This is a genomic window from Nocardia sp. NPDC052254, from assembly GCF_040679495.1.
GTDB lineage: Bacteria > Actinomycetota > Actinomycetes > Mycobacteriales > Mycobacteriaceae > Nocardia.
On sequence record NZ_JBFAUW010000018.1, the window covers coordinates 81,993 to 102,656 of the forward strand.

At 66.9% G+C, this 20,664-nt stretch carries 20 protein-coding genes; 9 read left to right on the forward strand and 11 right to left on the reverse strand.

Annotated features, from left to right (window positions below; all coding sequences use genetic code 11):
- The first annotated feature begins 152 nt into the window (after positions 1-152).
- On the forward strand, positions 153-971 hold the full coding sequence (locus AB0L57_RS29295; protein ID WP_364968992.1) for an IclR family transcriptional regulator: 819 nt from the start codon (positions 153-155) through the stop codon (positions 969-971).
- 159 nt (positions 972-1,130) lie between these two features.
- On the opposite strand, the gene AB0L57_RS29300 is transcribed toward AB0L57_RS29295, so the two are convergent.
- The 5 genes from AB0L57_RS29300 to AB0L57_RS29320 form a co-directional block, all read right to left on the reverse strand.
- Positions 1,131-2,723, reverse strand: a complete 1,593-nt coding sequence (locus AB0L57_RS29300) for an AMP-binding protein (RefSeq protein WP_364968898.1) — start codon at positions 2,721-2,723, stop codon at positions 1,131-1,133.
- Positions 2,720-3,667, reverse strand: coding sequence for a zinc-binding dehydrogenase (locus AB0L57_RS29305; protein WP_364968901.1), 948 nt, complete (start codon positions 3,665-3,667; stop codon positions 2,720-2,722). The genes AB0L57_RS29300 and AB0L57_RS29305 overlap by 4 nt, the downstream gene beginning before the upstream one ends.
- A gap of 29 nt (positions 3,668-3,696) precedes the next feature.
- Complete coding sequence (locus AB0L57_RS29310) at positions 3,697-6,045, reverse strand: CoA transferase (protein ID WP_364968904.1); 2,349 nt, start codon at positions 6,043-6,045, stop codon at positions 3,697-3,699.
- A 93-nt stretch (positions 6,046-6,138) separates the two neighbouring features.
- On the reverse strand, positions 6,139-7,110 hold the full coding sequence (locus tag AB0L57_RS29315; RefSeq protein WP_364968907.1) for an ABC transporter substrate-binding protein: 972 nt from the start codon (positions 7,108-7,110) through the stop codon (positions 6,139-6,141).
- Positions 7,111-7,133: 23 nt separating this feature from the next.
- A complete protein-coding gene (locus AB0L57_RS29320) occupies positions 7,134-7,925 on the reverse strand; it encodes an enoyl-CoA hydratase-related protein (protein ID WP_364968910.1) in 792 nt (263 codons plus the stop codon).
- A gap of 343 nt (positions 7,926-8,268) precedes the next feature.
- Between AB0L57_RS29320 and AB0L57_RS29325 the strand changes: the two genes are divergently transcribed.
- On the forward strand, positions 8,269-8,967 hold the full coding sequence (locus tag AB0L57_RS29325; protein ID WP_364968913.1) for a hypothetical protein: 699 nt from the start codon (positions 8,269-8,271) through the stop codon (positions 8,965-8,967).
- Between the two features lie 215 nt (positions 8,968-9,182).
- Here AB0L57_RS29325 and AB0L57_RS29330 read toward each other — a convergent pair whose 3' ends face one another.
- On the reverse strand, positions 9,183-9,794 hold the full coding sequence (locus AB0L57_RS29330; RefSeq protein ID WP_364968916.1) for a TetR/AcrR family transcriptional regulator: 612 nt from the start codon (positions 9,792-9,794) through the stop codon (positions 9,183-9,185).
- 122 nt (positions 9,795-9,916) lie between these two features.
- Here AB0L57_RS29330 and AB0L57_RS29335 point away from each other — a divergent pair, with 122 nt between their 5' ends.
- The 3 genes from AB0L57_RS29335 to AB0L57_RS29345 all read left to right on the forward strand — a co-directional run bounded on the left by AB0L57_RS29335 (position 9,917) and on the right by AB0L57_RS29345 (position 13,466).
- A complete protein-coding gene (locus AB0L57_RS29335) occupies positions 9,917-11,506 on the forward strand; it encodes an FUSC family protein (RefSeq protein ID WP_364968919.1) in 1,590 nt (529 codons plus the stop codon).
- Between the two features lie 107 nt (positions 11,507-11,613).
- The gene (locus tag AB0L57_RS29340; protein ID WP_364968921.1) at positions 11,614-11,916 is read left to right on the forward strand and encodes a hypothetical protein; all 303 of its coding nucleotides are present in this window, start codon (positions 11,614-11,616) and stop codon (positions 11,914-11,916) included.
- Positions 11,917-11,936: 20 nt separating this feature from the next.
- Positions 11,937-13,466, forward strand: coding sequence for a catalase (locus AB0L57_RS29345; protein WP_364968923.1), 1,530 nt, complete (start codon positions 11,937-11,939; stop codon positions 13,464-13,466).
- A 95-nt stretch (positions 13,467-13,561) separates the two neighbouring features.
- On the opposite strand, the gene AB0L57_RS29350 is transcribed toward AB0L57_RS29345, so the two are convergent.
- The 3 genes from AB0L57_RS29350 to AB0L57_RS29360 form a co-directional block, all read right to left on the reverse strand.
- Positions 13,562-13,999, reverse strand: coding sequence for a VOC family protein (locus tag AB0L57_RS29350; protein ID WP_364968995.1), 438 nt, complete (start codon positions 13,997-13,999; stop codon positions 13,562-13,564).
- A 135-nt stretch (positions 14,000-14,134) separates the two neighbouring features.
- Positions 14,135-15,487 (reverse strand): amino acid permease, encoded by a 1,353-nt coding sequence (locus tag AB0L57_RS29355; RefSeq protein ID WP_364968925.1) that lies wholly within the window; start codon positions 15,485-15,487, stop codon positions 14,135-14,137.
- Positions 15,488-15,738: 251 nt separating this feature from the next.
- Positions 15,739-16,206 (reverse strand): hypothetical protein, encoded by a 468-nt coding sequence (locus tag AB0L57_RS29360; RefSeq protein WP_364968927.1) that lies wholly within the window; start codon positions 16,204-16,206, stop codon positions 15,739-15,741.
- Positions 16,207-16,484: 278 nt separating this feature from the next.
- On the opposite strand from AB0L57_RS29360, the gene AB0L57_RS29365 reads away from it, so the two are divergent.
- Positions 16,485-16,700, forward strand: coding sequence for a hypothetical protein (locus tag AB0L57_RS29365; RefSeq protein ID WP_364968999.1), 216 nt, complete (start codon positions 16,485-16,487; stop codon positions 16,698-16,700).
- Here AB0L57_RS29365 and AB0L57_RS29370 read toward each other — a convergent pair.
- Together AB0L57_RS29370 and AB0L57_RS29375 are read right to left on the reverse strand one after the other, a co-directional pair.
- A complete protein-coding gene (locus tag AB0L57_RS29370; RefSeq protein ID WP_364968930.1) occupies positions 16,628-17,293 on the reverse strand; it encodes a hypothetical protein in 666 nt (221 codons plus the stop codon). The two genes, AB0L57_RS29365 and AB0L57_RS29370, sit on opposite strands and share 73 nt — an antisense overlap.
- A gap of 13 nt (positions 17,294-17,306) precedes the next feature.
- A complete protein-coding gene (locus AB0L57_RS29375; protein WP_364968932.1) occupies positions 17,307-17,858 on the reverse strand; it encodes a TetR/AcrR family transcriptional regulator in 552 nt (183 codons plus the stop codon).
- 93 nt (positions 17,859-17,951) lie between these two features.
- Here AB0L57_RS29375 and AB0L57_RS29380 point away from each other — a divergent pair, with 93 nt between their 5' ends.
- The 3 genes from AB0L57_RS29380 to AB0L57_RS29390 all read left to right on the forward strand — a co-directional run bounded on the left by AB0L57_RS29380 (position 17,952) and on the right by AB0L57_RS29390 (position 20,663).
- Positions 17,952-18,716 (forward strand): alpha/beta hydrolase, encoded by a 765-nt coding sequence (locus tag AB0L57_RS29380; RefSeq protein ID WP_364968934.1) that lies wholly within the window; start codon positions 17,952-17,954, stop codon positions 18,714-18,716.
- A gap of 246 nt (positions 18,717-18,962) precedes the next feature.
- The gene (locus AB0L57_RS29385) at positions 18,963-20,255 is read left to right on the forward strand and encodes an acyl-CoA desaturase (protein WP_364968937.1); all 1,293 of its coding nucleotides are present in this window, start codon (positions 18,963-18,965) and stop codon (positions 20,253-20,255) included.
- A gap of 147 nt (positions 20,256-20,402) precedes the next feature.
- On the forward strand, positions 20,403-20,663 hold the full coding sequence (locus tag AB0L57_RS29390) for a hypothetical protein (protein WP_364968940.1): 261 nt from the start codon (positions 20,403-20,405) through the stop codon (positions 20,661-20,663).
- Position 20,664: the final 1 nt, after the last annotated feature.

The window sequence follows — 20,664 nt, forward strand, 5'->3', positions numbered from 1 at the left end:
ATCAGATGAGCGGGCCGCTGCTTCGGGACGGCCGAATCGAACTCCCGCACGTCCGACCCACCAGGAGGCACCCCTTGACGACAGCCACACGAGGACCCGGTGGACCAGGACCGGTGGTACCCATCACGGCAGCTCAGCATGCCGGGACCGAGATGTCCTCGGTACTGGGCAAGGCCCGCCTGATTCTCGACGCGTTCGACAGCCGGTGTAGCGACCTGTCGCTGACCGAGCTGGCACGCCGCAGCGGTGTCGCGAAGGCGTCGGTGCACCGGCTGGCCGGTGAGCTGGTGGAATGGGGCCTGCTGGAACGAGCGGGCACCAAATACCGGTTGGGTCTGCGGTTGTTCGAACTCGGCCAGCTCGTGCCCAGGCAGCGGATCCTGCGCGACGCCGCCCTGCCGTACATGGAGGATCTGCTCCTGGCTACGCAGGAGACGGTGCACTTCGCGGTGCGCGACGGCATCGACGTGCTCTACATCGAGAAGATCATCGGCCATCGCGGACTCAACCAGCAATCGCGTGTAGCGGGCCGGTTGCCGCTGTACTGCACCGCGACCGGCAAGATCATCCTGGCCTTCTCGCCGCAATCGGTGTTCGAGGAGGTGGTCGAGCAAGGGTTCACCGCGCTCACCAGCCGCACCACAATGTCCGTCGGCGTTCTGCGCACGCAACTCGAGCGAATGCGCAAGGAGCAGTTGGCCGTCGAGGTGGAAGAGACGCGACTCGGGTACATGAGCGTCGCCGTCCCGGTGTTCAGCGGCCCGCGGGTGCTGGCAGGCGCGTTGTCGGTCACCGCGCCCACCGCCCGGCTCAACGTCAGCCGTATCACCGGTGCTCTGCGGACCGCGGGCGTGGGTATCACCCGGACGCTGCAGGCGATGCGCTGCACGCATACACCGGGTGAGGTGTCGCCTCGCGACAGTTCGTCGTGCAGTGCGGCGATGTGTTCGTTCAACGGGTGCGGGCGCTGAGTCCCGTCAGCTGAAAGGCGTCGGCTCGACGTTCCCACGTCGCAGGGTGTCCGGCCACCTGTGCTCGGGACTGTTCCCGGTCTTCGCGAACCTGTCGGCCGCGAGACTCGGCGGTCCGCGTACCGGGGTCCGGGCGACGGGCGCGCAGGCTGACCATGGTCAGCGTGTACGCGTCGGCCGGAAGCCCCGGCGTTCGGCGTCCCAGGTGCCCGGCCCGACACCGCGAGCGCGCAGTTCCTGCTTGCGTACCTTGCCCGTCTCGGTGAGCGGCAGTGCCGGCACCAGATCGATGTAGCGGGGGAGGGCGAAGTGGGCGAGGTGCCCTTCGGCGAAGCGCAACAGCTCCGCGGGGTCGACGATGGCACCATCGCGCGGCACGATCGCCGCCATCACCTCGTCCTCGGCGAGCTCGGACGGGACCGGGAAGGCCGCGACCTCTGCGACGCACGGGTGCTGGGACAGAGCGGCTTCCACTTCGGTCGCCGAAATGTTCTCGCCGCGCCGGCGGATCACGTCCTTGATGCGATCCACGAATCGGAACCAGCCGTCGCAGTCGCGGATCACCCGGTCCCCGGTGTGCAGGCGGGCATCGGCGGCCGGGACGGGAGCACCGAGATACCCCGCCGCGAACCCACCGCGTCGCAGACTGCGAACGACCAGCTCACCCGGGGTGCCGTCGGCGACAGGGCGGCCCGCGTCCACGACGGTGGCCTCGTATCCGTCCATCACCGTGCCGATGAAGCCGTCCCGGCGACAGCCCGGCAGCGACCCGATGACGAGATTGGTTTCGGTGGTGCCGAACCCGTCGACGAGGTCGATACCGAATCTGTTCCGGAACGGCTCGTACAGGTGCGCCGGCGTGGCGGGCGACAGCGCCCGGGTGACCCGGTGAGCACGATCGCCGGCAGCGGGTGGACGGTTCATCAACATCGCCACCATGGCACCGAGCAGATAGGTGACCGTGGCGCCGGACTGCTCGACGCGGGCCCAATGGTTGCTGGCCGAAAACCGTTCTCCGAGAACGAATGTGGCGCGCCACACCAGTGCCTGGAACAATGAGCCGAGCGCGTTGGTGTGGAACAACGGCAAGCAGTTGTAGAGGACGTCGCCTGGTCCGAGACCGAGCGAACGCCCGACTCCCGCACCCCACCAGAGGAATTGGGCATGCGGGCACCGGACGCCCTTGGGCAGGCCGGTGGTGCCCGAGGTGAACAGCACGACCGCGAGATCGAGATCGGCAACCGGTGCCGGTTCGAGGGGCGGCTCGGTCGCCGCCGGATCGACCTGCGGGGCCGAAGAAGAGCCGGCGATCCAGCACACGCCGCTGAACCCCGTCGCCTCGACCCGACCGGCGTATCGCGGCTCGGTGAACAACCAGTGCGCACCCGATTCGCTGAGCGCGTGACGCAGACCGTCACCCCGCAGCGCTGTGTTCAGCGGCACCGCGGCGGCGCCCAGCCAGGCGCAGCCCAGCAGGAGATCGATGAGCTCCACCCGATTGTCCAGCAGCGCCGCGACGCGATCGCCGGTGCGAACTCCCTTCGCGTGCAAGGCATTCGCCATGGAGGATGCCCGGCACACGAGGTCGCGATAATTCACCGCGAGCTCACCGGCGCGCACGGCGATCCGGTCCGCACACTCTTCGGCCCGCAGGACCAGCAGCGCCGGAATGGTCATCGCCGCCGGAAGCCCCGCTTCGGTATCGGGCGCATCGCCGGGCTCCGCCGCGGGGGTGGACGCGTCGGCGGTCATGGTACGACGACGGCGCGCCCGGCCACCTTGCCTTCGCGCATCAGCGTCAAGGCGGCGGCGATCTGGTCCAGAGGGAATTGTTGTACCGCCAGCCGCACCTCGCCCGCGGCCAGCCTCTCGATCAGTTCGGGAGCGAGTTCGGCTTGCCGGGCGCCCTTGCGAATCATGTTGACCGGCAGTATCTTTACATCACTCAGCAGCCAATTGGGCAGATCGAGGGTCAGCTCGGTTCCGAGTGTGTAGCCGATCAGCGCGGCCCGCCCGCCCGGCGCGACGCGGGCGAGCAGTGGGGACAACGAGTCGCCCCCGAGGGTATCGATCAAGACCTCGGCGACAGGCTCGTCGCCCAGCTGCCCGGCCAGTTCGGCGCCGCGCCCGACGATCGGACGGACTCCGGCGGGCAGCAACTCCACCTGGTCTTGCCGGGGCACCACTCCGATCACCTCCGCGGCACCGGCGAGCAACGCGAATTGGGCGGCCATCGAACCGACCGCGCCCGATGCACCCGATACCAGCACGCGCTCTCCGGCGTGGACCTCGGCGACATCGTGCACCGCGACGTACCCGGTGGTGCTCGGCAGGAAGAAGGTCGCCGCCACTTCCGGCGGGAGGTCGGCGTCGAACGGCATGAACGCCTTGTCGGCAGCGACGAGATACTCTGCCCAGCAACCGTTCTTGACCAGCCCGATTCCGCCGCCGCGAACGAGTACCCGTGTCCCGGGCTCGAATGTGTCGGACTCGACGACGGTCGCGGCGCCGTCGGTGCCGCCGATGTGCGGCAGCGGCGGTGTGATGTCGAACTTGCCGCTCGCGACGGTCATATCGAGGTGGCCGAGTGCCGCGGCGTCGATACGCACCAGCGTCTGGCCCGCTGTGCGAGCGGGGATGTCGATCTCGTCGAGGACGGGTGCCTCACCGAAACTGTGCAGCCGGGCGGCGCGCATGGGTCTCCTTCAGGTAGTGGATGAGCGGTTCAGGACAGGATCGACATCGCATGCAGCCCAGCGATCCGGTCCGGGGGGTACCGCAGGATGTCGCGGAGCACCGAATCGGTATCGGCGCCCAGAAGCGGTGCGGCGCAATGGATTGCACCACCCATGCGATCCAGCCGGATGGGCAGGCCCTCGTGCAGGAACGCGCCCGCGCGAGGGTGCGTACGGCGCACGTAGAAGCCGCGGGCACGCAGATGGGCATCGGTTTCGACCAGATCTCGGCCGTCCTGCACCGAGCCCGCGGGCACGCCCGCGCTCTGCAAAGCCTCGGTGACCAACTGGACCGGCAGTGTCCTGGTCCACGCCGTGATCGCCGCGGTGATCTCCGAATCGCGCGCCCGTCGCTGCTCGACGGTGCGGAAGTCCTCGCCAGCCGCCCAATCGGGATGTCCGATCAACTCGCACACGGCTCGCCAGTCGGCCTGGTCGCGTACCGCGATCGATACCCAGCGGTCGGCGCCCAGGCAGCGGAACACGCCGTGCGGCGCATACGCGGTGTGGGTGTTTCCTTGTGGTTCCGGCACTCGCCCGGTCCCGGTGGACCGGATCACGGCGGTGCCCATGTGCGCGGCCATCGCCTCGAGCTGAGAGAGGTCCACATGCTGGCCGCGCCCGGTGCGGTCGCGGTGTTCGAGGGCGGCCACGGTCGCTGTCGCCGCCTGCAATCCGGCCACGATGTCGCCGTGACCGTAGATGACGCCGACGACGTCGTCGGCATTCCAGCCGGTCAACGCCGTCAGACCGGTACTCGCCGAGACGATGTCGGCGTAGGACACCCAGCTGCTGCGAGGCCCGGTGTGTCCCATGCCCGACATCGAGACGTACACGATGTCGGGCCGTAGCTCACGCAGCCGCTCGTACCCGAAGCCCATTCTCGTCATCACCGACGAGCTGAAGTTCTCGATGACGACATCGCTCGCGGCGATCAGATCGGCGAGCACTTCCAGGCCCTCGGGGGTTCGGGTGTCGAGGGTGATACTGCGCTTGTTCCGGTTGACGTCGTTGAAATAGCCACTCGTGTCGGGATCGTCGTGCGGACCCCGGGACAGGTGCATGGCAGGTGCGAAGCGGGTCGGGTCTGGCCGTCCCAGCGATTCGACCTTGATGACCTCGGCGCCGTGGTCGGCGAGAATTCTGGTGCAATAGGGGCCCGCCAGCACCCAGGTCAGGTCGAGTACCCGGATCCCGTCGAGGCTGCCGCAGCCCGGCCGCGGATCATCGGCCGGGAGCTGGCTTGTGGGCGTACGTGTTTCGGCGATCAACGACTGGCTGCCGCCGAGTTCGGCAACGGTGAGTTCGCGGACCCGGCGTCCTTCGGGGAACGCGAAACCGAATCCCAGGTCACGGGTCACCTGAGTGCCGGAGACGACATCGAGGAAGAAGTCGCGGTCGTTCAGTTGCGGATTGACGAGCAGTTCGGCGGCGCCGTCCACCGCGGCCCAGGGCAGCTTGCGTTCCTGCGCGCGGACGGCGAACTCTTCCTTCGGCCACTTCGCCAGGAAGCGCTGCAGGATCGCGAAGATGTGATCCTGGTGGTTTTTTCGTTCCACAGGATCACTCCAGCGCGGATGATCCAGGTCCTCCTGCGCACCTTCCTCGACCAGCCACCGCAGCGTCGCGTCCCACATTCGGGGACTGCCGCCGAGGCCACCGCCGAGAAATCCGTCCGCGGCAGTGAACAATCCGTGTGGCACCAGCGGATGCACCCGGCCCGGCCGGCCGGGAACACGATCTTCGTGCAGGTATGCGAGGGTCCCCGCTTCGAGACTCGCCGCGACGCACTCCTGTGCCGAGATGTCGACGAATGGTGCGCGCCCGAAACGCCTGGCGCGCAGGCCCAGCAGCGCGCCGATCGCCGCGTTCACCCCGGCCAGTTGCTCGGCCTGCCCCTCCGGCAGACTCAGCGGTGCACCGTCGGGCGTACCGACTTGGGCCATCATCCCGCCCATCGCGGCGACCGTGAGATTCGTTGCCGCCCAGCCGCTGTGCGGGCCGGACACTCCGAACGGCGTGACGCGCACGTGGACGAGCGAATCATGCTCGGCCACAATGGGTTCGGAACGGGTATCGGTTCCGTCGAGCAGGATGTCCGCACTCGCGAGCAGATCCCCGAGCGCGGCCCGATCCGCACGGGCGCCGAGATCCAGGACGACCGAGCGCTTGCCCGCGTGCCAGTGGGCGAACGCGTATCCGTCGAGTTCGCGGCGCGTCGGATCGCCCTCGGGGGGCTCGACCAGAACGACCTCGTACCCCAGGCCGACGAGGATCCGCCCGGCGAATCGAGTGAACGGGCTCGACAGTTCCACGACACGAACAGTGGATTCGGCCACGCGGTGCTCCATTCCATACGATGTGCGCCCTCCGGCGGCGAAGGGCCATGATGCTGTGCCGTCGACCGGCGTGGTCGGCAGGCGGGGCAGTGTCTACTGGCTGTTGCGGCCGAACCAGCCGCTGAGCATGACCTCCTTCGGGTCCACCGGGCCGCCGAGCTTGCCCTGACCGCGGAAGAAGTCCACGAGCTGACCCGCCTGCTCGATATCGCCGGAGGTGAAATCGCGTCCCTTGAAATCGATCTGGGTCACCTGGTTGCGTACCTCGGCCGGGTCCATGTGGATGGCATCGGCCACCGCTTTCGTCGCGCGGTCCGGGTCCGCCGCGATGACGTCCGCGGCCCGCGCGATCACGCGAAACACCCGCCCGGCGAGTTGCTCGTGGGTGGACAGCCAGCCTTGCGATGCGAGGAGCCACTGCGAATATTTCGCGCCGAAGTCGCCCGTCGTCCCGGCGACGTGACCGTCGGAGGCCACCGCCCGGGAGACCCAGGGATCGAACGAGATGAACCCGTCGATATCGCCGCGCGCGAGCAATGCGGGTTGCTCGGGCGGACTGGTCGTCACCAGGGAGATCGAGGCCGGGTCCAGCCCGAGGCTGCGCAGGTATCGGTCGGTGAAATACAGCCCGATGCCAGGGAAGACACCCATCTTCCGGATGGAATTCGGAGCGGCGCCCTTGCGCAGCACGATCCGGAAGTATCGATCGGAGTCCTCGTACGCACCCAGCGCCCGGAGTCCCGGATTCCCGGCCATGACGGTGAGCGCGGTCGAATCCGCGTTCCCGGACAGTTCCGAGGTACCGGCCACGACGTTCTGCGCGCCCGCCGCACCGCCCTCTGTCTGGATGATCTGCACGTTCAGGCCGGCCGCGGCGAACATGCCTTCCTTGTCGGCGAGGAAGAACGGTGCGTAGGAGGGGTCGACGCCGACCGAGATGCGAACCAGGTCACCACCATTGCCGACTGCCTGGGTGGCCGGCCGGGTGCAGGCGGTGGTCGCGACCGCGAATGCGGCGACTGCCACCAGCGCGGCGACGGTGCGCCGCCGGAGAACTCTGAGCATGGGTATTCCTTCGGATTCGTGGGTCAGCGGCCGGTGAAGGTGGGCGCGCGTTTGTCGAGGAACGCCTGCAGGCCCTCGGCGGCGTCGCTCGTTCGGATCAACTCGAGGACGGCGGCGAATTCCAGGTCGAGCGCCTCGTCCAGCGGTAGCGACGAGCCTTCGCGCACAATGCTTTTGAGAAGTCCGATCGTCGCGGTCGGCTTGTCGGCCAGCGCGCGCGCGGTCGTGCCGATGAACTCGTCGAATGCGGAGTCGGGGACCACGCGGTCCACCAGCCCGATGCGCAGGGCATCCGCGGCGGTGAGGCGGGTGCCCTCGATCATGAGCAGTTTCGCCCGGTGTGCCCCGAGCAGCCGGGGCAGGCGCTGACTGCCACCCGCACCGGGGAACAGACCGAGGGAAATCTCGGGAAAGCCCATGGTCGCCGACTCGGCCATCACCCGCATATCGCACGCGAGCGCCAGTTCCGCGCCGCCGCCGAGCGCATGCCCGTTCAGAGCCGCGAGGACCGGCTTCGGCGCGATTTCCAGCAGTCGCGCAACCTCGACCCATGGACGCATCGCGCGTTGGGTGGCTTCGGTGAGTTCACGCATGACGGCGATGTCGGCGCCCGCGACGAAGAATCTGCCGGTACCCCGCAGGACGACGCACCGCACGCCGGGGTCCGCGACGAGCGGCGGGAGCAGTTCCAGGAACTCCGCGATCAAGGCGGGATCGAAGGCATTGGCCGGCGGACGGTCGATCGTGATCGTCGCGATCCCCTCCGATATCGCCGGTCGGAGGAATCCGGTTGTTTGTCCGGTTGTCTCGGGCATCTACTGCGTACCTCGATGTGCGGGAGTGCGTCGAACAGGGGCGTCGACGACTCAGTATCGAGCAGCCACCCGGTTCGGAAAACGAATCAGGTTCGCTGAGCAAACCGGCGGCGAAGTTCCCGGCCGTCGCCGCAACGGCGGTCAGCTGAGTGGACCGAACGCATTGACCTCGAACGATGCGCTCGGGCACCGTGCCATCACTTCCCGAGCGGAAGTGATGTGGGTCGTCTCGAGACCGGACAGCACATCGACACGCAGAACTGCCCGGCGCTGTCCGCGCTCGGCACCCGGCGCGCTCGGCACGCCGCCATCCAGGAGAGAAGCCGAGAGGAAAGAAGCGAAGATGAGGAAAATCGTAACGGTGGCCGCCGGTCTGGTGGCCGCGATCGGGATGGCCTCTGGTTCCGCCGGTGCCCAGTCCGGCGCCGACGACGCGGTCGGCTTCACCGCCCACGCCACCGACACGCAGTCCATCGTCACCACCGATTCCGGGTCGATGGTCGTCGAGGACGGTGTCTTCAAGATCAAGGCCGCCAACGGCTCCGTGCTCACCGGCATGCCGCTGCAATTCCGGGTCGACGAATTCGAGTTTCCGATCGTGGCCGACATCGCCGGTCGCACCGCGACTCTGAGGCCAGAGTTCGACATGGCACACGCGGCCTACAAGCCGGCAGCCCTGCCGTTCGAGAACACGGCGCCGTGGAAGAGCGACTACGACCGTGAGCAGGCCGCATGGTCGCGCCTGACCAGCACCATCCTGATGGGCGCCAGTCTCGGCACCTTGATCGGTGGTCTCGGTGGCGCCGCCGCGGGTTGCGTGCTCGGCGGTATCGCGGGCGCGACCGTGGCCGCGGCGGCGATCGTGGGCCTGTTCGGCGGGTTCATTCCGGCGGCGGCCGTCGGCTGCTTGGGCGGCATCGTCGCCGTCGGTGCGCTGGGTACCCTCGCGGGCCAGATCCTGATCACCGCGCCGGTGGCGATCGGCTCCGCGATCCAGTACTTCACCACCATCGGCCAGCCGTCGGTGACACCGGCCAAGTAGGCGACCGAAACTCCGCGAACTTGTGCGGCGATACTGGCCCCGTCCGGCTCGACGCCGGGCGGGGCCTGCGGTTTCTCGTTGTCCGCGCCCTATGGAACCTGTTCGCGCGCAACGTTTCTACGCGTGGTGAGGCGCGGCGGGCGTCATGGCCCACGCGTTCCGGCCGGCCGCGACGTCGAATCGGATCCCCCAGGGAGCACCGTTCGCGGATCGCCTCATCCGGCTTCGTCGAGGACCCCGCTGAGTACCCGGTCGACGACCTCGATCGCGAATTCCTCGGTGAGCTGATCGGTGAGGTTCGGCAGGAGCAACCGCATGTAGCACGCGCCCCAGATGAGATCCACCAGCAGCCCGATATCGGCATCGGCGGGGATCTGGCGGCGTTCCTTGGCGGCGTCGAGCAACTCGAACACCTCGCGGCGCCGGGGTCCGAAGTAGTGGTGCTGGAACTGTGCCGCCAGTTCGGTGTCGGTTTGCGCGGCACCGATGAGCTGGCCGAATATCGGGCCGGCCGGACGGCTGGTGGCCAGGCGGACGAAGGCGGTCACCGATCGGATCAGATCGGCGCGCACGTCGCCGGTGTCTTCGAAGGCGAGTTGCTCACCGACCGCATGCCGGAATCCGTCCAGGGCCAGCGCACCGCGTGAGGGCCAATGTTTGTAGATGGTCGCCGAACTCACACCGGAGGCCGCGATCACCTTCTCGACGGTGAAGCCGGTGATCCCGTGCGCCATGAGAATCTGCGCGCAGGCCTGCAGAACATCGGCCCGGACCTGATCCAGCGGTCGTCTCCCGCGCCCCCGGCGGGGTGGCGGTGTGCTGGTCATCCGACCCTGCCCTTCTGTCGTCCCGACGCCCCGGCACGACCGTCCGGTGCCACCTCACCCTATTATATAAATAGTCTGTTCATTTATGTGGTCGCGTCGCAGTGGCCGGGGTAAGGAGTTTCGTGTTCTCGGCATCGGGATGGCAACGGGTCGCGACGGCAGTGTGGGACTTCTTCGCACCTCGCTACACACCCGGAACGATGGCGCCGAATGTGGTGGCCGCCATCGTCGCGGCGACCACCACCCTGGTGTGCTGTCTGATCTTCGGCCCGCATCTGGGAATGATCGCGATGATGGGAGCATTCGTCCCCTTCTGGGAAAGCGGCCGGCCGCTGTGGGCGCGCCTGCGCAACAGCCTCCTGGTGACGGCCGCGATCACCGTGTCCATGTCGGCCGGTGTACTCGTCGCACCACTGCGATGGGCGATCGTCCCCTTCAGCGTGGTGGCCATCGTGGTCTGCACCGTCCTGTACTACGCATTCCTGCTGACCCGGGGCCCCAGTCCGGTGATGATGTTCTACGCCGCCGTGCTGGGCACCTACTTCGGATCCGATCCGGCCGTCGGCTGGCGGATGGTCGGTGTGACAGTCTTTGCGGCCCTGCTGGTTTCGGTCCTGCTGCTCGTCCCGCTGGCCTTCGCGCCGCGTGCTCCCGAGCGGCGCGCGATCGCTTCCGCCCGGTCGGCCGTCGAGGAGTATCTGCGTGCCGGTGACGACGGTCCGCAGGCCCGGGTCCTGCGCAATGCCGCCTACCAAGCGATGAGCAACGCCTGGCTGACGGTGCAGTCCGCGTGGCCGGCCGACCGGGGCGAGGGCTACCGCGACATGGTGCTCGAACTGACGAATATCGAACGGCGACTCTCGGCGGCGGTCGCCGGTGCCGAATCGGTGCTACCGGAGGCACATGTCGAGCCTGTGATCGTTCGGCCCGGCTGGCGGTGGCTGCTCGGTCACGCGCTGCGCGGGTCTTCGGTGGAGTGGTTCACCGCCTGGCGGATGGGCCTGGCCGCGGGCATCGCCGGCACGATCAGTCAGGTTTTCGGCGTCGGCCATCCGTACTGGGCGATCCTCACCAGTGCGATCGTCATCAATCAGTGGATGGACCGGGTCGCCGCCACCCGGCGCGCCGCGCATCGCACCGTCGGCACGCTCATCGGGGTCGGTGTCGTCTCGGTCGTGGCGTGTTTCCATCCGACCGTGTGGTGGGCCGTCGCGATCGTCGTCGTCTGCATGGTCGTTCAGTATCTGCTGTTCCCACTGAACTACGCCCTCGCACTGGCCGCGCTGACCCCCATGGTGCTGGTGTCGGTGGGCGCGGCCGGTGGTGAGGAGCTCAGCGGCCTGGGCGCCGACCGCTTCATCGACACCGTGATCGGCGCGTTCATCGCGGTCGCCGTGGCCTGGGGCGGGAGCCGGTTCTTCCCTCGTCGCCTGGTCCGCTCGCAATCCGCGCGAGCCGCCGATGCCGTCGCCGCCGTCGAACGCCTCGACGCGGCCCACACCCCCGAAGGTCGCCGGGCCCGCGCACAACTCCAATACGAGCTGACCCACCACCTGAGCATCCTGGACCGCGCGATCGGCGACGACCCCAGGCTGGCCGATCTCGCCCACGAGGAGCACCGCCTGGCCGACCGCGGCTACCGGGCCCTGGCCCGCGCCTGGTGCCCGCGCCCCGCCGGGGAGCGGTGCGCCGAGCCGGCTGTATCGGTGTGATATCGCTGAATCGGTCTGTGATTCGAACCGTGGTTTGCGGGTAGTACGCCCGTGAGCAGGGAGGAGTACTTCCTGCGTGGCCGAAACCGGAAACGGGAGGTGCCATGATGACGGAATCACACAGTGCGACCGCAACCCGGCGTCGGCGGATACTGCGGACTTCCCGGCGCCACGCCGGGGAGGGGATCGAGGATGGCTACAACATTCCGGGCATCGTGCTGTGTGCCCTGGGCATGGTGGCACTGGCGCTGACACTCACCGCGGCCGGATACGGCTTCGGTGGCTGGGCGATCGTGGCCGGTGTCGTCTGCGCGGTGTGCCTGATCGGCGGGATCACCTGGATAGCGCTGGAAAGCCGCCGCGTCCGAGCGCATGACGAATTGGAACCACCACAACGGCAGGGTCACTGATTGGCTGGAGAGGAACAGACATGGTCGACACCACTCGCGCCGAGAATTTCACCACCGACGACGCCGGCATACCCGTCGCCAGCGACGAGCGATCGCTGACGGTCGGCCCCGACGGACCGATTCTGCTCAACGATGCCTATCTGATCGAGAAGATGGCCGCGTTCAACCGCGAACGCGTCCCCGAACGCCAGCCGCACGCCAAAGGCGGCGGCGCGTTCGGCACTTTCGAGGTCTCGCAGGACGTGAGTGCCTACACCTGCGCACAGGTCTTCCAGCCCGGGCAGAAGACTCCGATGCTGGCCCGGTTCTCCACGGTGGCCGGTGAGCGCGGCAGCCCGGACACGTGGCGGGATCCGCGCGGATTCGCCCTGAAGTTCTATACCGAGCAGGGCAATTTCGATCTGGTCGGCAACAACACGCCGATCTTCTTCATGCGTGATCCGATGAAGTTCCAGGACTTCATCCGATCCCAGAAACGCCGCGCGGACAACAACTTACGTGATCACGATATGCAGTGGGACTTCTGGACCCTGTCGCCGGAGTCGGCGCATCAGGTCACCTGGCTGATGGGTGATCGCGGTATTCCGCGCACGTGGCGCCACATGAACGGCTATTCCAGCCACACCTACATGTGGGTCGACGCCGCGGGGGAGAAGTACTGGGTCAAATACCACTTCCTGACCGACCAGGGCGTCGAGTTCTTCACCCAGGACGAGGGTGACCAGATGGCGTCGATGGATACCGACTACCACACCCGCGATCTGTGGGAGGCGATCGAACGCGGCGACCACCCGAGCTGGACGCTGAAAATGCAGATCATGCCGTTCGAGGAGGCCAAGACCTATCGGTTCAATCCGTTCGATCTGACCAAGGTGTGGCCGCACGGCGACTATCCGCTGCACGAAGTCGGCCGGATGACGTTGAACCGCAACCCTTCCGACTATCACACCGAGATCGAACAGGCCGCCTTCGAACCCAGCAATTCCGTGCCGGGCACCGGTCCGAGCCCGGACAAGATGTTGCTGGGCCGCTGGTTCTCCTATCCGGACGCCCACCGTCACCGGATCGGCGCGAACTACAAGGAACTCCCGGTCAACGCGCCCACCTCGCCCGTGAACTCCTACACCAAGGACGGGCACATGCGCCACCACAATCCGGGTGATCCGGTCTACGTGCCGAACTCCAAGGGCGGACCGCATGCCGAGCCCGGCCTGGCCGGTCCCACCGCCGGTTGGTACACCGACGGCGAGATGGTCCGGCAGGCATACACCCTGCGCCGGGACGACGACGATTGGGGACAGGCCGGCACCATGGTCCGCGAGGTGCTCGATGATGCGGCCCGGGAACGGTTGGTGGACAACATCGTCGGGCATCTGCTCAACGGGGTCACCGAGCCGGTACTGGCCCGCGCCTTCGACTACTGGCGCAATGTCGACAAGAACATCGGTGACCGAGTGGAGGCAGGGGTGCGCGCCGAACAGGACGAGCTCGATCCCAAGGCCGCCGGACAGGGCAACCCGGCCCGTTCGTCCGCACAGCGCAAGGCATGACGGTAGTCCGGCGAGCGATCCTGCGAGAACGACGGCGGTGCGGTAGGTGATGGTCCGGTCGGCAGTTCTGCGGCTTCCTCACCTACCGATCACCGTCAGTTCTTCGTCAGCTCCTCGGCGAACATCACGATGATGCCGCTCGGACCGCGGACGTAGGTGAGTTTGTAGACGTCTTCATACGTCGCGACGCCGCGAAGCGGACGGCAGCCGTGCCTCGCGGCCGTCTCGAGCGCCTCGTCGATGTTGTCGACCGAGAAGGCGACGCGATGCATGCCGATCTCGTTGGGCAGGGTGGGTTCGGACTCGATCGCTTCGGGGTGGATGTACTCGAAGAGTTCGATTCGGCCGTGACCATCGGGTGTGCGGAGCATGGCGATATTGGCGTGGTTGCCATCGAGGCCGACGGCCGTATCGGTCCATTCCCCACTGACCGTGGCACGGCCTTCGACCGTGAGACCGAGATCGGTGAAAAAGGCGATGGTTGCTTCGAGGTCGCGAACGGCAATGCCGACGTTCTCGAATTTGATGGACATGCGCTGCATGCTATCGAGCCGGACCGACAGATCCGCCGAACCGAGGCTCGGCCCGGATGCTGGTCGCACGGTGTCGTCGAAGGCCCTCACTCGGACGATGTCGGCTCGGCCGAGACGTTCGTCGAACAGGTCCCGTCATGCGCATCGGACGCAATGGCGGTGGTCGAGTGTGCGTCGCTGGTGGATCAGGCCGGCGCCGACCGCCACGATCGTCACAACAATGGTCACGGCCAGGGAGTTTCGCGTCGCGGAAGTCAGCGCCATCCCGGCCACGATGGTCACCAGCGCAACGCCCACCAGGTACGACAGATATGGGTGACACCACATGCGGACCGTGTTCGCGGGCCGGGCCGCCGGGTTCTCGTTACGGCGCGAGGCAATTTGGGTCGCGCAGATACACAGGTAGACGACGACGGCCACCGCGCCGGAAGAATTGAGCAGGAATGTGAACACCGCGCCGGTGGGGAGGAAATAGTTCGCGCCGACCGTGAGGAACCCGCCGCTCGCGGCCGCGAGAACCGCTGCCACGGGTGCCTCGGATGATCCCGCGCGGCCGAGTATCTTCGGCGCCTCCCCGCGTCGGGCGAGCGAGAAGAGCATCCGCGAGGAGGAATAGATGCCGGAGTTCAAGCACGAGAGCACCGCGGTCAGCACGACCAGGTTCATGACGGTCCGAGCGCCGGGCAGTCCGAGTGCGGTCAGAACGGCGGTGTAGGGGCTCGCGGTCACCTCGTTGGCATTCCATGGGAGCAGGGTGATCACGACCAGGATCGAACCCACGTAGAAGATCAGAATGCGCCACGTGACGCTGCGAATGCTCTGCCGGACCGCCCGGACGGGATCCTTGGCCTCGCCCGCGGCGATGGTGACCAGCTCGGTGCCGAAATAGGAGAAGAATACGGTCAGGGCGGCGATGAGCAAGGCCGTCGCGCCGTGGGGGAACAGGCCACCGTGCCCGAGGAGATTGCTGGTGCCGGGGGCGTGGTGGTGTGGTAGCAGCCCGATGATCGCCACACCGCCGATACCGATGAACAGCACGATCGCGGTGACCTTGATCAGCGCGAACCAGAACTCGAAGCGCGCGAACAAGGTGACCGCGGCCATATTCACCAGAGTCAGCGCGGTCATGAAGACCAGTGCGGCCAGCCAGGTGGGAATCGCGGGGGCGAGCTGATGGGCGATGGCCGCACCGGCGATCGCCTCGAACGCGACGGTGACACACCAGTGGTAGGCGTAGAGCCATCCCACGGCAAGCCCTGCCCACGAACCGAATTCGCGCGAAGCATAGGTGGAGAACGAGCCGGTCGAGGGGTGGGCGGTGGCCAGTTCGGCGAGCATCCGCATCACGAGTACGACGACCAGCCCCGTGCCGAGATAGACCAGCACGATCCCCGGACCGGCAGCGGAAATCGCTGTGCCGCTACCGACGAACAGGCCGGCTCCGATCACACCGCCGATCCCGATCATGGTCATCTGGCGAGTGCTCATCGCGCGCTGAAGGTTTGCGGAATCGGACAGTGAGGTTGGCACGGTGGCGCCTTCTTCCTGGAGCTCTGGGCTGTGATCCACACGTGCGGCTTCAAGCGCGGCGCACCTGCTCGAACATACTGCCGCCCAAGCCATTCCCCACTGGTGACCGATAGGGTGCGGTGCCGTGCCTCGCTCTTATTGCCCCGACCGTCGGGGAGACGCGCACTGTGCGGGCGCCGCCGATCGGCCCGTCCAGGAGCGCGACGTCGTCAGGCTTCTGTGCCTTCGAGCAGGCGGCGGTGCCACCAGAACTCGTGATGCCAGTGCCTGTGATCGGCAAAGGGGTTCGGCAGGGTGCGGCGCCGATACAGGCTGTCCAGTGGGCGTATCAGTCTCCTGAGTTCGGCTCGTTCCCTGACGGGAAGCAGGCCCAGGACCGTGTGCAGAACGTCGCGGGCGTGCCGCACATCGTCGATGGCGCACGGCGGGCAGGGACATCGCGCAGCTCGTGGGTACAAGGGCCGAGATCCCGCGGGCTCGAGGAACTTTCGAAACCTGCGCAGAGCCGCGTCGGTGGCCCCTGGGTAGAGTGGATAATCCTGGCTCAGCAGTTCGGCACGGTGCACCGCGAGAACGGTGCGCAGAGACAGGCCACGGATATGTCTGGGCAGTTCACCGGAGACGGGACGCTTGATCGTCTGCAGGGCGCGCAGGGCGCCGGGCCGCTTACGCGGCATCAGCCTTTCGACGTGAGGTCATGCAGATCATCATGCCATCCATTCGAGTCACTTCACCGCGGGAATCTCCCTGCGTGGGAAACGCACCCGTCTCGGTGACGTCACAGCGCGTAGCGGACCGTCCTCCTGACGCCGGAGATCGCACTCGCGACGCGCGATCGGCAATGGCATGATTCGTGTGTGCCAGATCGAAGCAGACGACCGTATCGGATCACCGATCCATCGGCAGCGCCAGGCGGAGGCCGGGAGCAGGAGCCGTGCGTCGCGGACCGATCGGTGTGACCGAACGGCGCTGTACCCACTGCGGCGGTACCGATCTCGCGCGGGGATTGTTCGCGATCGGCAACGGCGTTGTCGTCGACTGGTTTCCGGCCACGAATGCGGGCTCGTACTTCGCCAAGCTCAAAGCCTTGTTGGGACCTCATTTCCCGGTCGAGGCATACCGCTGCCAGACCTGCTCGCACCTCGACCTGTTCGTCCCCGACGCCCGATAGCGCACCCTCCGGTGTGCAGCTGGAACTGCTGGGCGCAACCGGCTGCGTGAACCCGCCTGGCGACCTGAGCGCGGTTCACGTCTGCACGACCGGTTGCCGATGCGGCCGAGCCCGGATACCGCTGCGATGAATAGGTCGACGCGGCCTTCGCCGAGGCGGGCGAGCCGGGTTTCGACGTTGCCGTGCAATGGTTTCACGGTCGGATGCGGGTGGTGCAGCTTGGGCGGGGCCATCGGGGAGGATCTCGTGGAATTCCGGATGGTGCGCACACTCGACGGCGTGGCGCCACTTCGCCGACATGCCCTCTGCCGATTGCGAAGGCCGCCGATGTGGTGGAGCGCCACTCGCTTCCCCCGGCACTCGTCGAATTCTGCTCCGTAGCAGAACAAGACGAGCCCGCCGCGCACTGATCGACGACAAGAGCCCCCTTGCCACACGAGGCGACCCGGCGCAATGGGTCGTCTCGCCTCCGGATGGCTGAAAAGACTGTCGCCCAATACTTCCTGTCGACCGACGGAGTTGTCGACGGGGCGATCAAGCTGGTGAAGGTGCGCGATGAAGGGGCAGACCTCAGGCGTACCAACGATTTTCATCCGAGCCGACGGTTCACTTCGACGTCACGTACTGCTCCAAAGCTGCGCGGACTCCGGGACTCGCTGCCGCGTCGTCGAGTTCGAGCAGGGCGGCCTCGACGACCACTCCGATCCACAGACGCGCCGATTCGACGGGGTGTGACCAGCCCATGGCGCGAAAGTCCTGTGCCGCGACATGGGCGAGTGTCTCGTTGCGGGCGCTGATCTGATCGGTGATGGTCCGCTCGGCGCGCGCCTCGAGGAGTAGCGCGCGTGCGCCGCGATTGCGCAGGCAACTGTCCAGGTAGGCCCGCTGAGCCACACGTAGCCGTTCCTGTCCTGGCGGCAGGTCGGCGATGGCGGTGGTTATCTCGGCGTCCACACGGTCATGGAACCCGGCGTGCAGTGCGAGCAGGTACTGAACTCGGCTCGGAAAGTGGTGGAAGAACGTCCCTTTGGACACTCCGGCCTCGGCCACGACCCGGTTGGCGCTGAGCTCGGCGAGGCTGAAGTGGTCGGCCAGCCGCAACCCAGCATCGACCAGAGCGGCCCGCGTACGCGCGGCCGCCTCGACTCGGATCGACACGTCACTTCCTCCTCGGAATCTCATCCTTGCGGTGCAGTGTGACCTTAGCTTAGCATCGGTGACCGACCGGACGGTCAACGAATGGAGGATGGCATGAGTGAACCAGCGATGATCGGCACCCGCGCCGGACTGGTCCACGTGGCCGAATGTGGCGCGGGCCCTCCGCTCGTCCTGCTGCACGCCACCCTGCACGACCATCACGACTTCGATCCGATCGCCGACCGGCTGGCCACGCACTTCCGCGTCATCGCCATCGATTGGCCGGGCCACGGCCTGTCCGATCCGGTGCGGCCGTCGGTGACGGAGCTCGCGGATGTGCTCGAAGACGTCGTGGACGCGTTGGGCTTGTCGAGTGCCGCCTACATCGGTAATTCCGTCGGCGCGTTCGCCGCCGGCCGTCTGGCGGTGAGGCGGCCGGATGCTGTCACCCACCTGATATTGGTGAATCCGGGCGGATTCGTCTCGGTGCCATGGTTCGTGCGAGCGGTATCGCGCACCATCGGGCGTCCCGCTGTGGCCCGGCTGGTGATGCCGCGAATGGTGCCGGCCTACATGCGTTCACGCACCGACTCCGACCGGCAGATCCAAGCGCGTGCCGTGGCTCGTGCCAAGACATCTGAAGGCGCTCGGGTAGCCGCGGGAATCTGGCGGGGATTCGCTGCCGCGGACTACGATCTCAGCGCCGGCGAGATCACCGCTCCCACCCTGGTGGTGTGGGGGCGGCAGGACCCGATCGTTCGCCGAGAGTTCCTGCCCGAAGCGCTGGGATCGATCGCCGAGCTGGACACCGGGCATGTGGCGTTTTCCTCCGACCCGGACGGTTTCCTGGCGGTGGCGCTGCCGTTCCTCGGCGTATGACACCGCCGCCGTGATCGACTCCCGAGATTCCGGGTGCGCCCTCGAAACCTGTTGTTGCCGGCGAGAACGGCGAGGGATGCCAGGCCGATTCGCGGTGCGACCGGAGTGGCAACCGGTCCGAGTCCGGCGCGGTTCCGGGCCCTGGCATGCCGCATATGCAGATTCGCTGGATATCGCCGATACCCGGATGCGCGATTTCCGGATCAGAGTTGCCGGTCACCTCCGGCGAGATAGATAGGAATGTTGTTGGCCATCACGGATATCCAGTCGTTCGCGCACCTCGCCGCTGCCGACATCGAGGCGCTCGGTCATGAACTCGACGAGATTCGCACAGATGTCGAACACTCGCTCGGGCAACGAGACGCGGACTATATTCGGCGCGCCATCAGGATCCACCGCGGCCTCGAAGTGGTTGCACGTGTGCTGTTGTGCGCCAGCCGATATCGAGCGCCGCGGATCGCGGGGACCGTGATCTTGGCGACCGCCAAGATCATCGAGATGATGGAACTCGGTCACAACATCAGTCACGGCCAGTGGGATTGGATGAACGATCCCGAAATCCATTCCACCACGTGGGAGTGGGACTTTGTCGGCCCGTCCAGTCAGTGGAAGCGCTCGCACAACCATGTCCATCACACCTACACCAATGTCCACGGAATGGACGCAGACCTCGGGTTCGCCGTCCTTCGGATGACCCGCGACGAGCCATGGCGCCCGGTCCACCTCGTGCAGCCGGTGACGAATCTTCTCGTCGCCGCATTGTTCGAAGTGGGTATCGCCGTCCACGACGTGGCGCTCGAACGACGACTCCTGGGCATTCCCCGCACCAGACTCGGGGCGGAACCGGATATCGAGTTGGCGCGAAAAATCGCACGACAGGTCGGTAAGGACTTCCTGCTGTTCCCGGCCCTGAGCGGGCGGGCGTTCCGGCACACTCTCACGGCGAACGCCACCGCGCTGTTACTGCGCAACATCTGGTCCTATCTGGTGATCATGTGTGGGCACTTCCCCGACGGCGCCGAGAAATTCACCACCGAGCACGTGGCGGGAGAGACGCATGGTGAGTGGTATCTGCGGCAACTGCTGGGCACCGCGAACTTCACCGCCGGCCCGATGCTGGCCTTCCTGACCGGCAACCTCTGCTACCAGATCGAGCATCACCTGTTCCCTGACCTGCCCAGTAACCGTTACCCCGAGATCGCCGCGCGTGTCCGCACCCTGTGCGACAAGTACGACCTGCCCTATACGACCGGCTCGCTGCCCGGCCAGTTCTGGCTGGCCTACCGCACCGTCTGGAAACTTGCGCTGCCCAACCGGCTGCTGCGCCGAGGCTCCGATGATGCCGCGGAAACCTGCTCCGAACGCAAATTCTCCGGGACTTCGAGCGTTCTGCCGGTCCGGCAGGCGACCGACCCGATCACCGGTGTGCGACAGGGACTTCGGGCTGCCCTGGCGGCGGTGGACTCCGCGAGGCGACAGGTGGATCAAGGCCGGGACCGCCGGCTTCGGCGACGATGGATCGGAATCCGCACCGAATGACGCTGTTCGCCCCCTGTCGCCCCGAACACTTGTCGAGATGTGCTGCGCGCCTGGCGATTGCGATGCGGCCAGGTGGCGGCACCAGAGTCGCAGCTTCACTGTGTCGCGACGGTCTCGAAAGCGCGCTTGCGGTCGGGCAGGTGAGTCGTGAGTGCGCCGGCGATCGCCTCAGTGGAGGAAATGCTGGAATTGGTCGCCGCCGGTACGGGTGTCGCGATCACCGCGGCGTCCGTTCCCGTCTACTACAGCCATCCCGGCGTTCGATTCGTCACGGTCAGTGACCTGACGCCGAACCGAGTCCTCATGTGCGCGCGGAAAACTGACAGATCTGCGAGTGTGGCCGCCTTCGCATCGATGGTCGAGGCCATGGTCGGGCACGGCGGAGAAGCTGGTACGGAAGGACTTTGAC

Excerpts from the sequence above, each read along its gene's own strand:
- AB0L57_RS29370 (WP_364968930.1), bottom strand. The coding sequence starts at position 17,293 with ATGAAAATCGTTGGTACGCCTGAGGTCTGCCCCTTCATCGCGCACCTT.
- AB0L57_RS29380 (WP_364968934.1), top strand. The coding sequence starts at position 17,952 with ATGAGTGAACCAGCGATGATCGGCACCCGCGCCGGACTGGTCCACGTG.
- AB0L57_RS29300 (WP_364968898.1), bottom strand. The coding sequence starts at position 2,723 with ATGACCGCCGACGCGTCCACCCCCGCGGCGGAGCCCGGCGATGCGCCC.
- AB0L57_RS29295 (WP_364968992.1), top strand. The coding sequence starts at position 153 with ATGTCCTCGGTACTGGGCAAGGCCCGCCTGATTCTCGACGCGTTCGAC.
- AB0L57_RS29360 (WP_364968927.1), bottom strand. The coding sequence starts at position 16,206 with ATGCCGCGTAAGCGGCCCGGCGCCCTGCGCGCCCTGCAGACGATCAAG.
- AB0L57_RS29325 (WP_364968913.1), top strand. The coding sequence starts at position 8,269 with ATGAGGAAAATCGTAACGGTGGCCGCCGGTCTGGTGGCCGCGATCGGG.
- AB0L57_RS29340 (WP_364968921.1), top strand. The coding sequence starts at position 11,614 with ATGACGGAATCACACAGTGCGACCGCAACCCGGCGTCGGCGGATACTG.
- AB0L57_RS29345 (WP_364968923.1), top strand. The coding sequence starts at position 11,937 with ATGGTCGACACCACTCGCGCCGAGAATTTCACCACCGACGACGCCGGC.
- AB0L57_RS29320 (WP_364968910.1), bottom strand. The coding sequence starts at position 7,925 with ATGCCCGAGACAACCGGACAAACAACCGGATTCCTCCGACCGGCGATA.
- AB0L57_RS29305 (WP_364968901.1), bottom strand. The coding sequence starts at position 3,667 with ATGCGCGCCGCCCGGCTGCACAGTTTCGGTGAGGCACCCGTCCTCGAC.
- AB0L57_RS29350 (WP_364968995.1), bottom strand. The coding sequence starts at position 13,999 with ATGTCCATCAAATTCGAGAACGTCGGCATTGCCGTTCGCGACCTCGAA.
- AB0L57_RS29330 (WP_364968916.1), bottom strand. The coding sequence starts at position 9,794 with ATGACCAGCACACCGCCACCCCGCCGGGGGCGCGGGAGACGACCGCTG.
- AB0L57_RS29315 (WP_364968907.1), bottom strand. The coding sequence starts at position 7,110 with ATGCTCAGAGTTCTCCGGCGGCGCACCGTCGCCGCGCTGGTGGCAGTC.
- AB0L57_RS29355 (WP_364968925.1), bottom strand. The coding sequence starts at position 15,487 with ATGAGCACTCGCCAGATGACCATGATCGGGATCGGCGGTGTGATCGGA.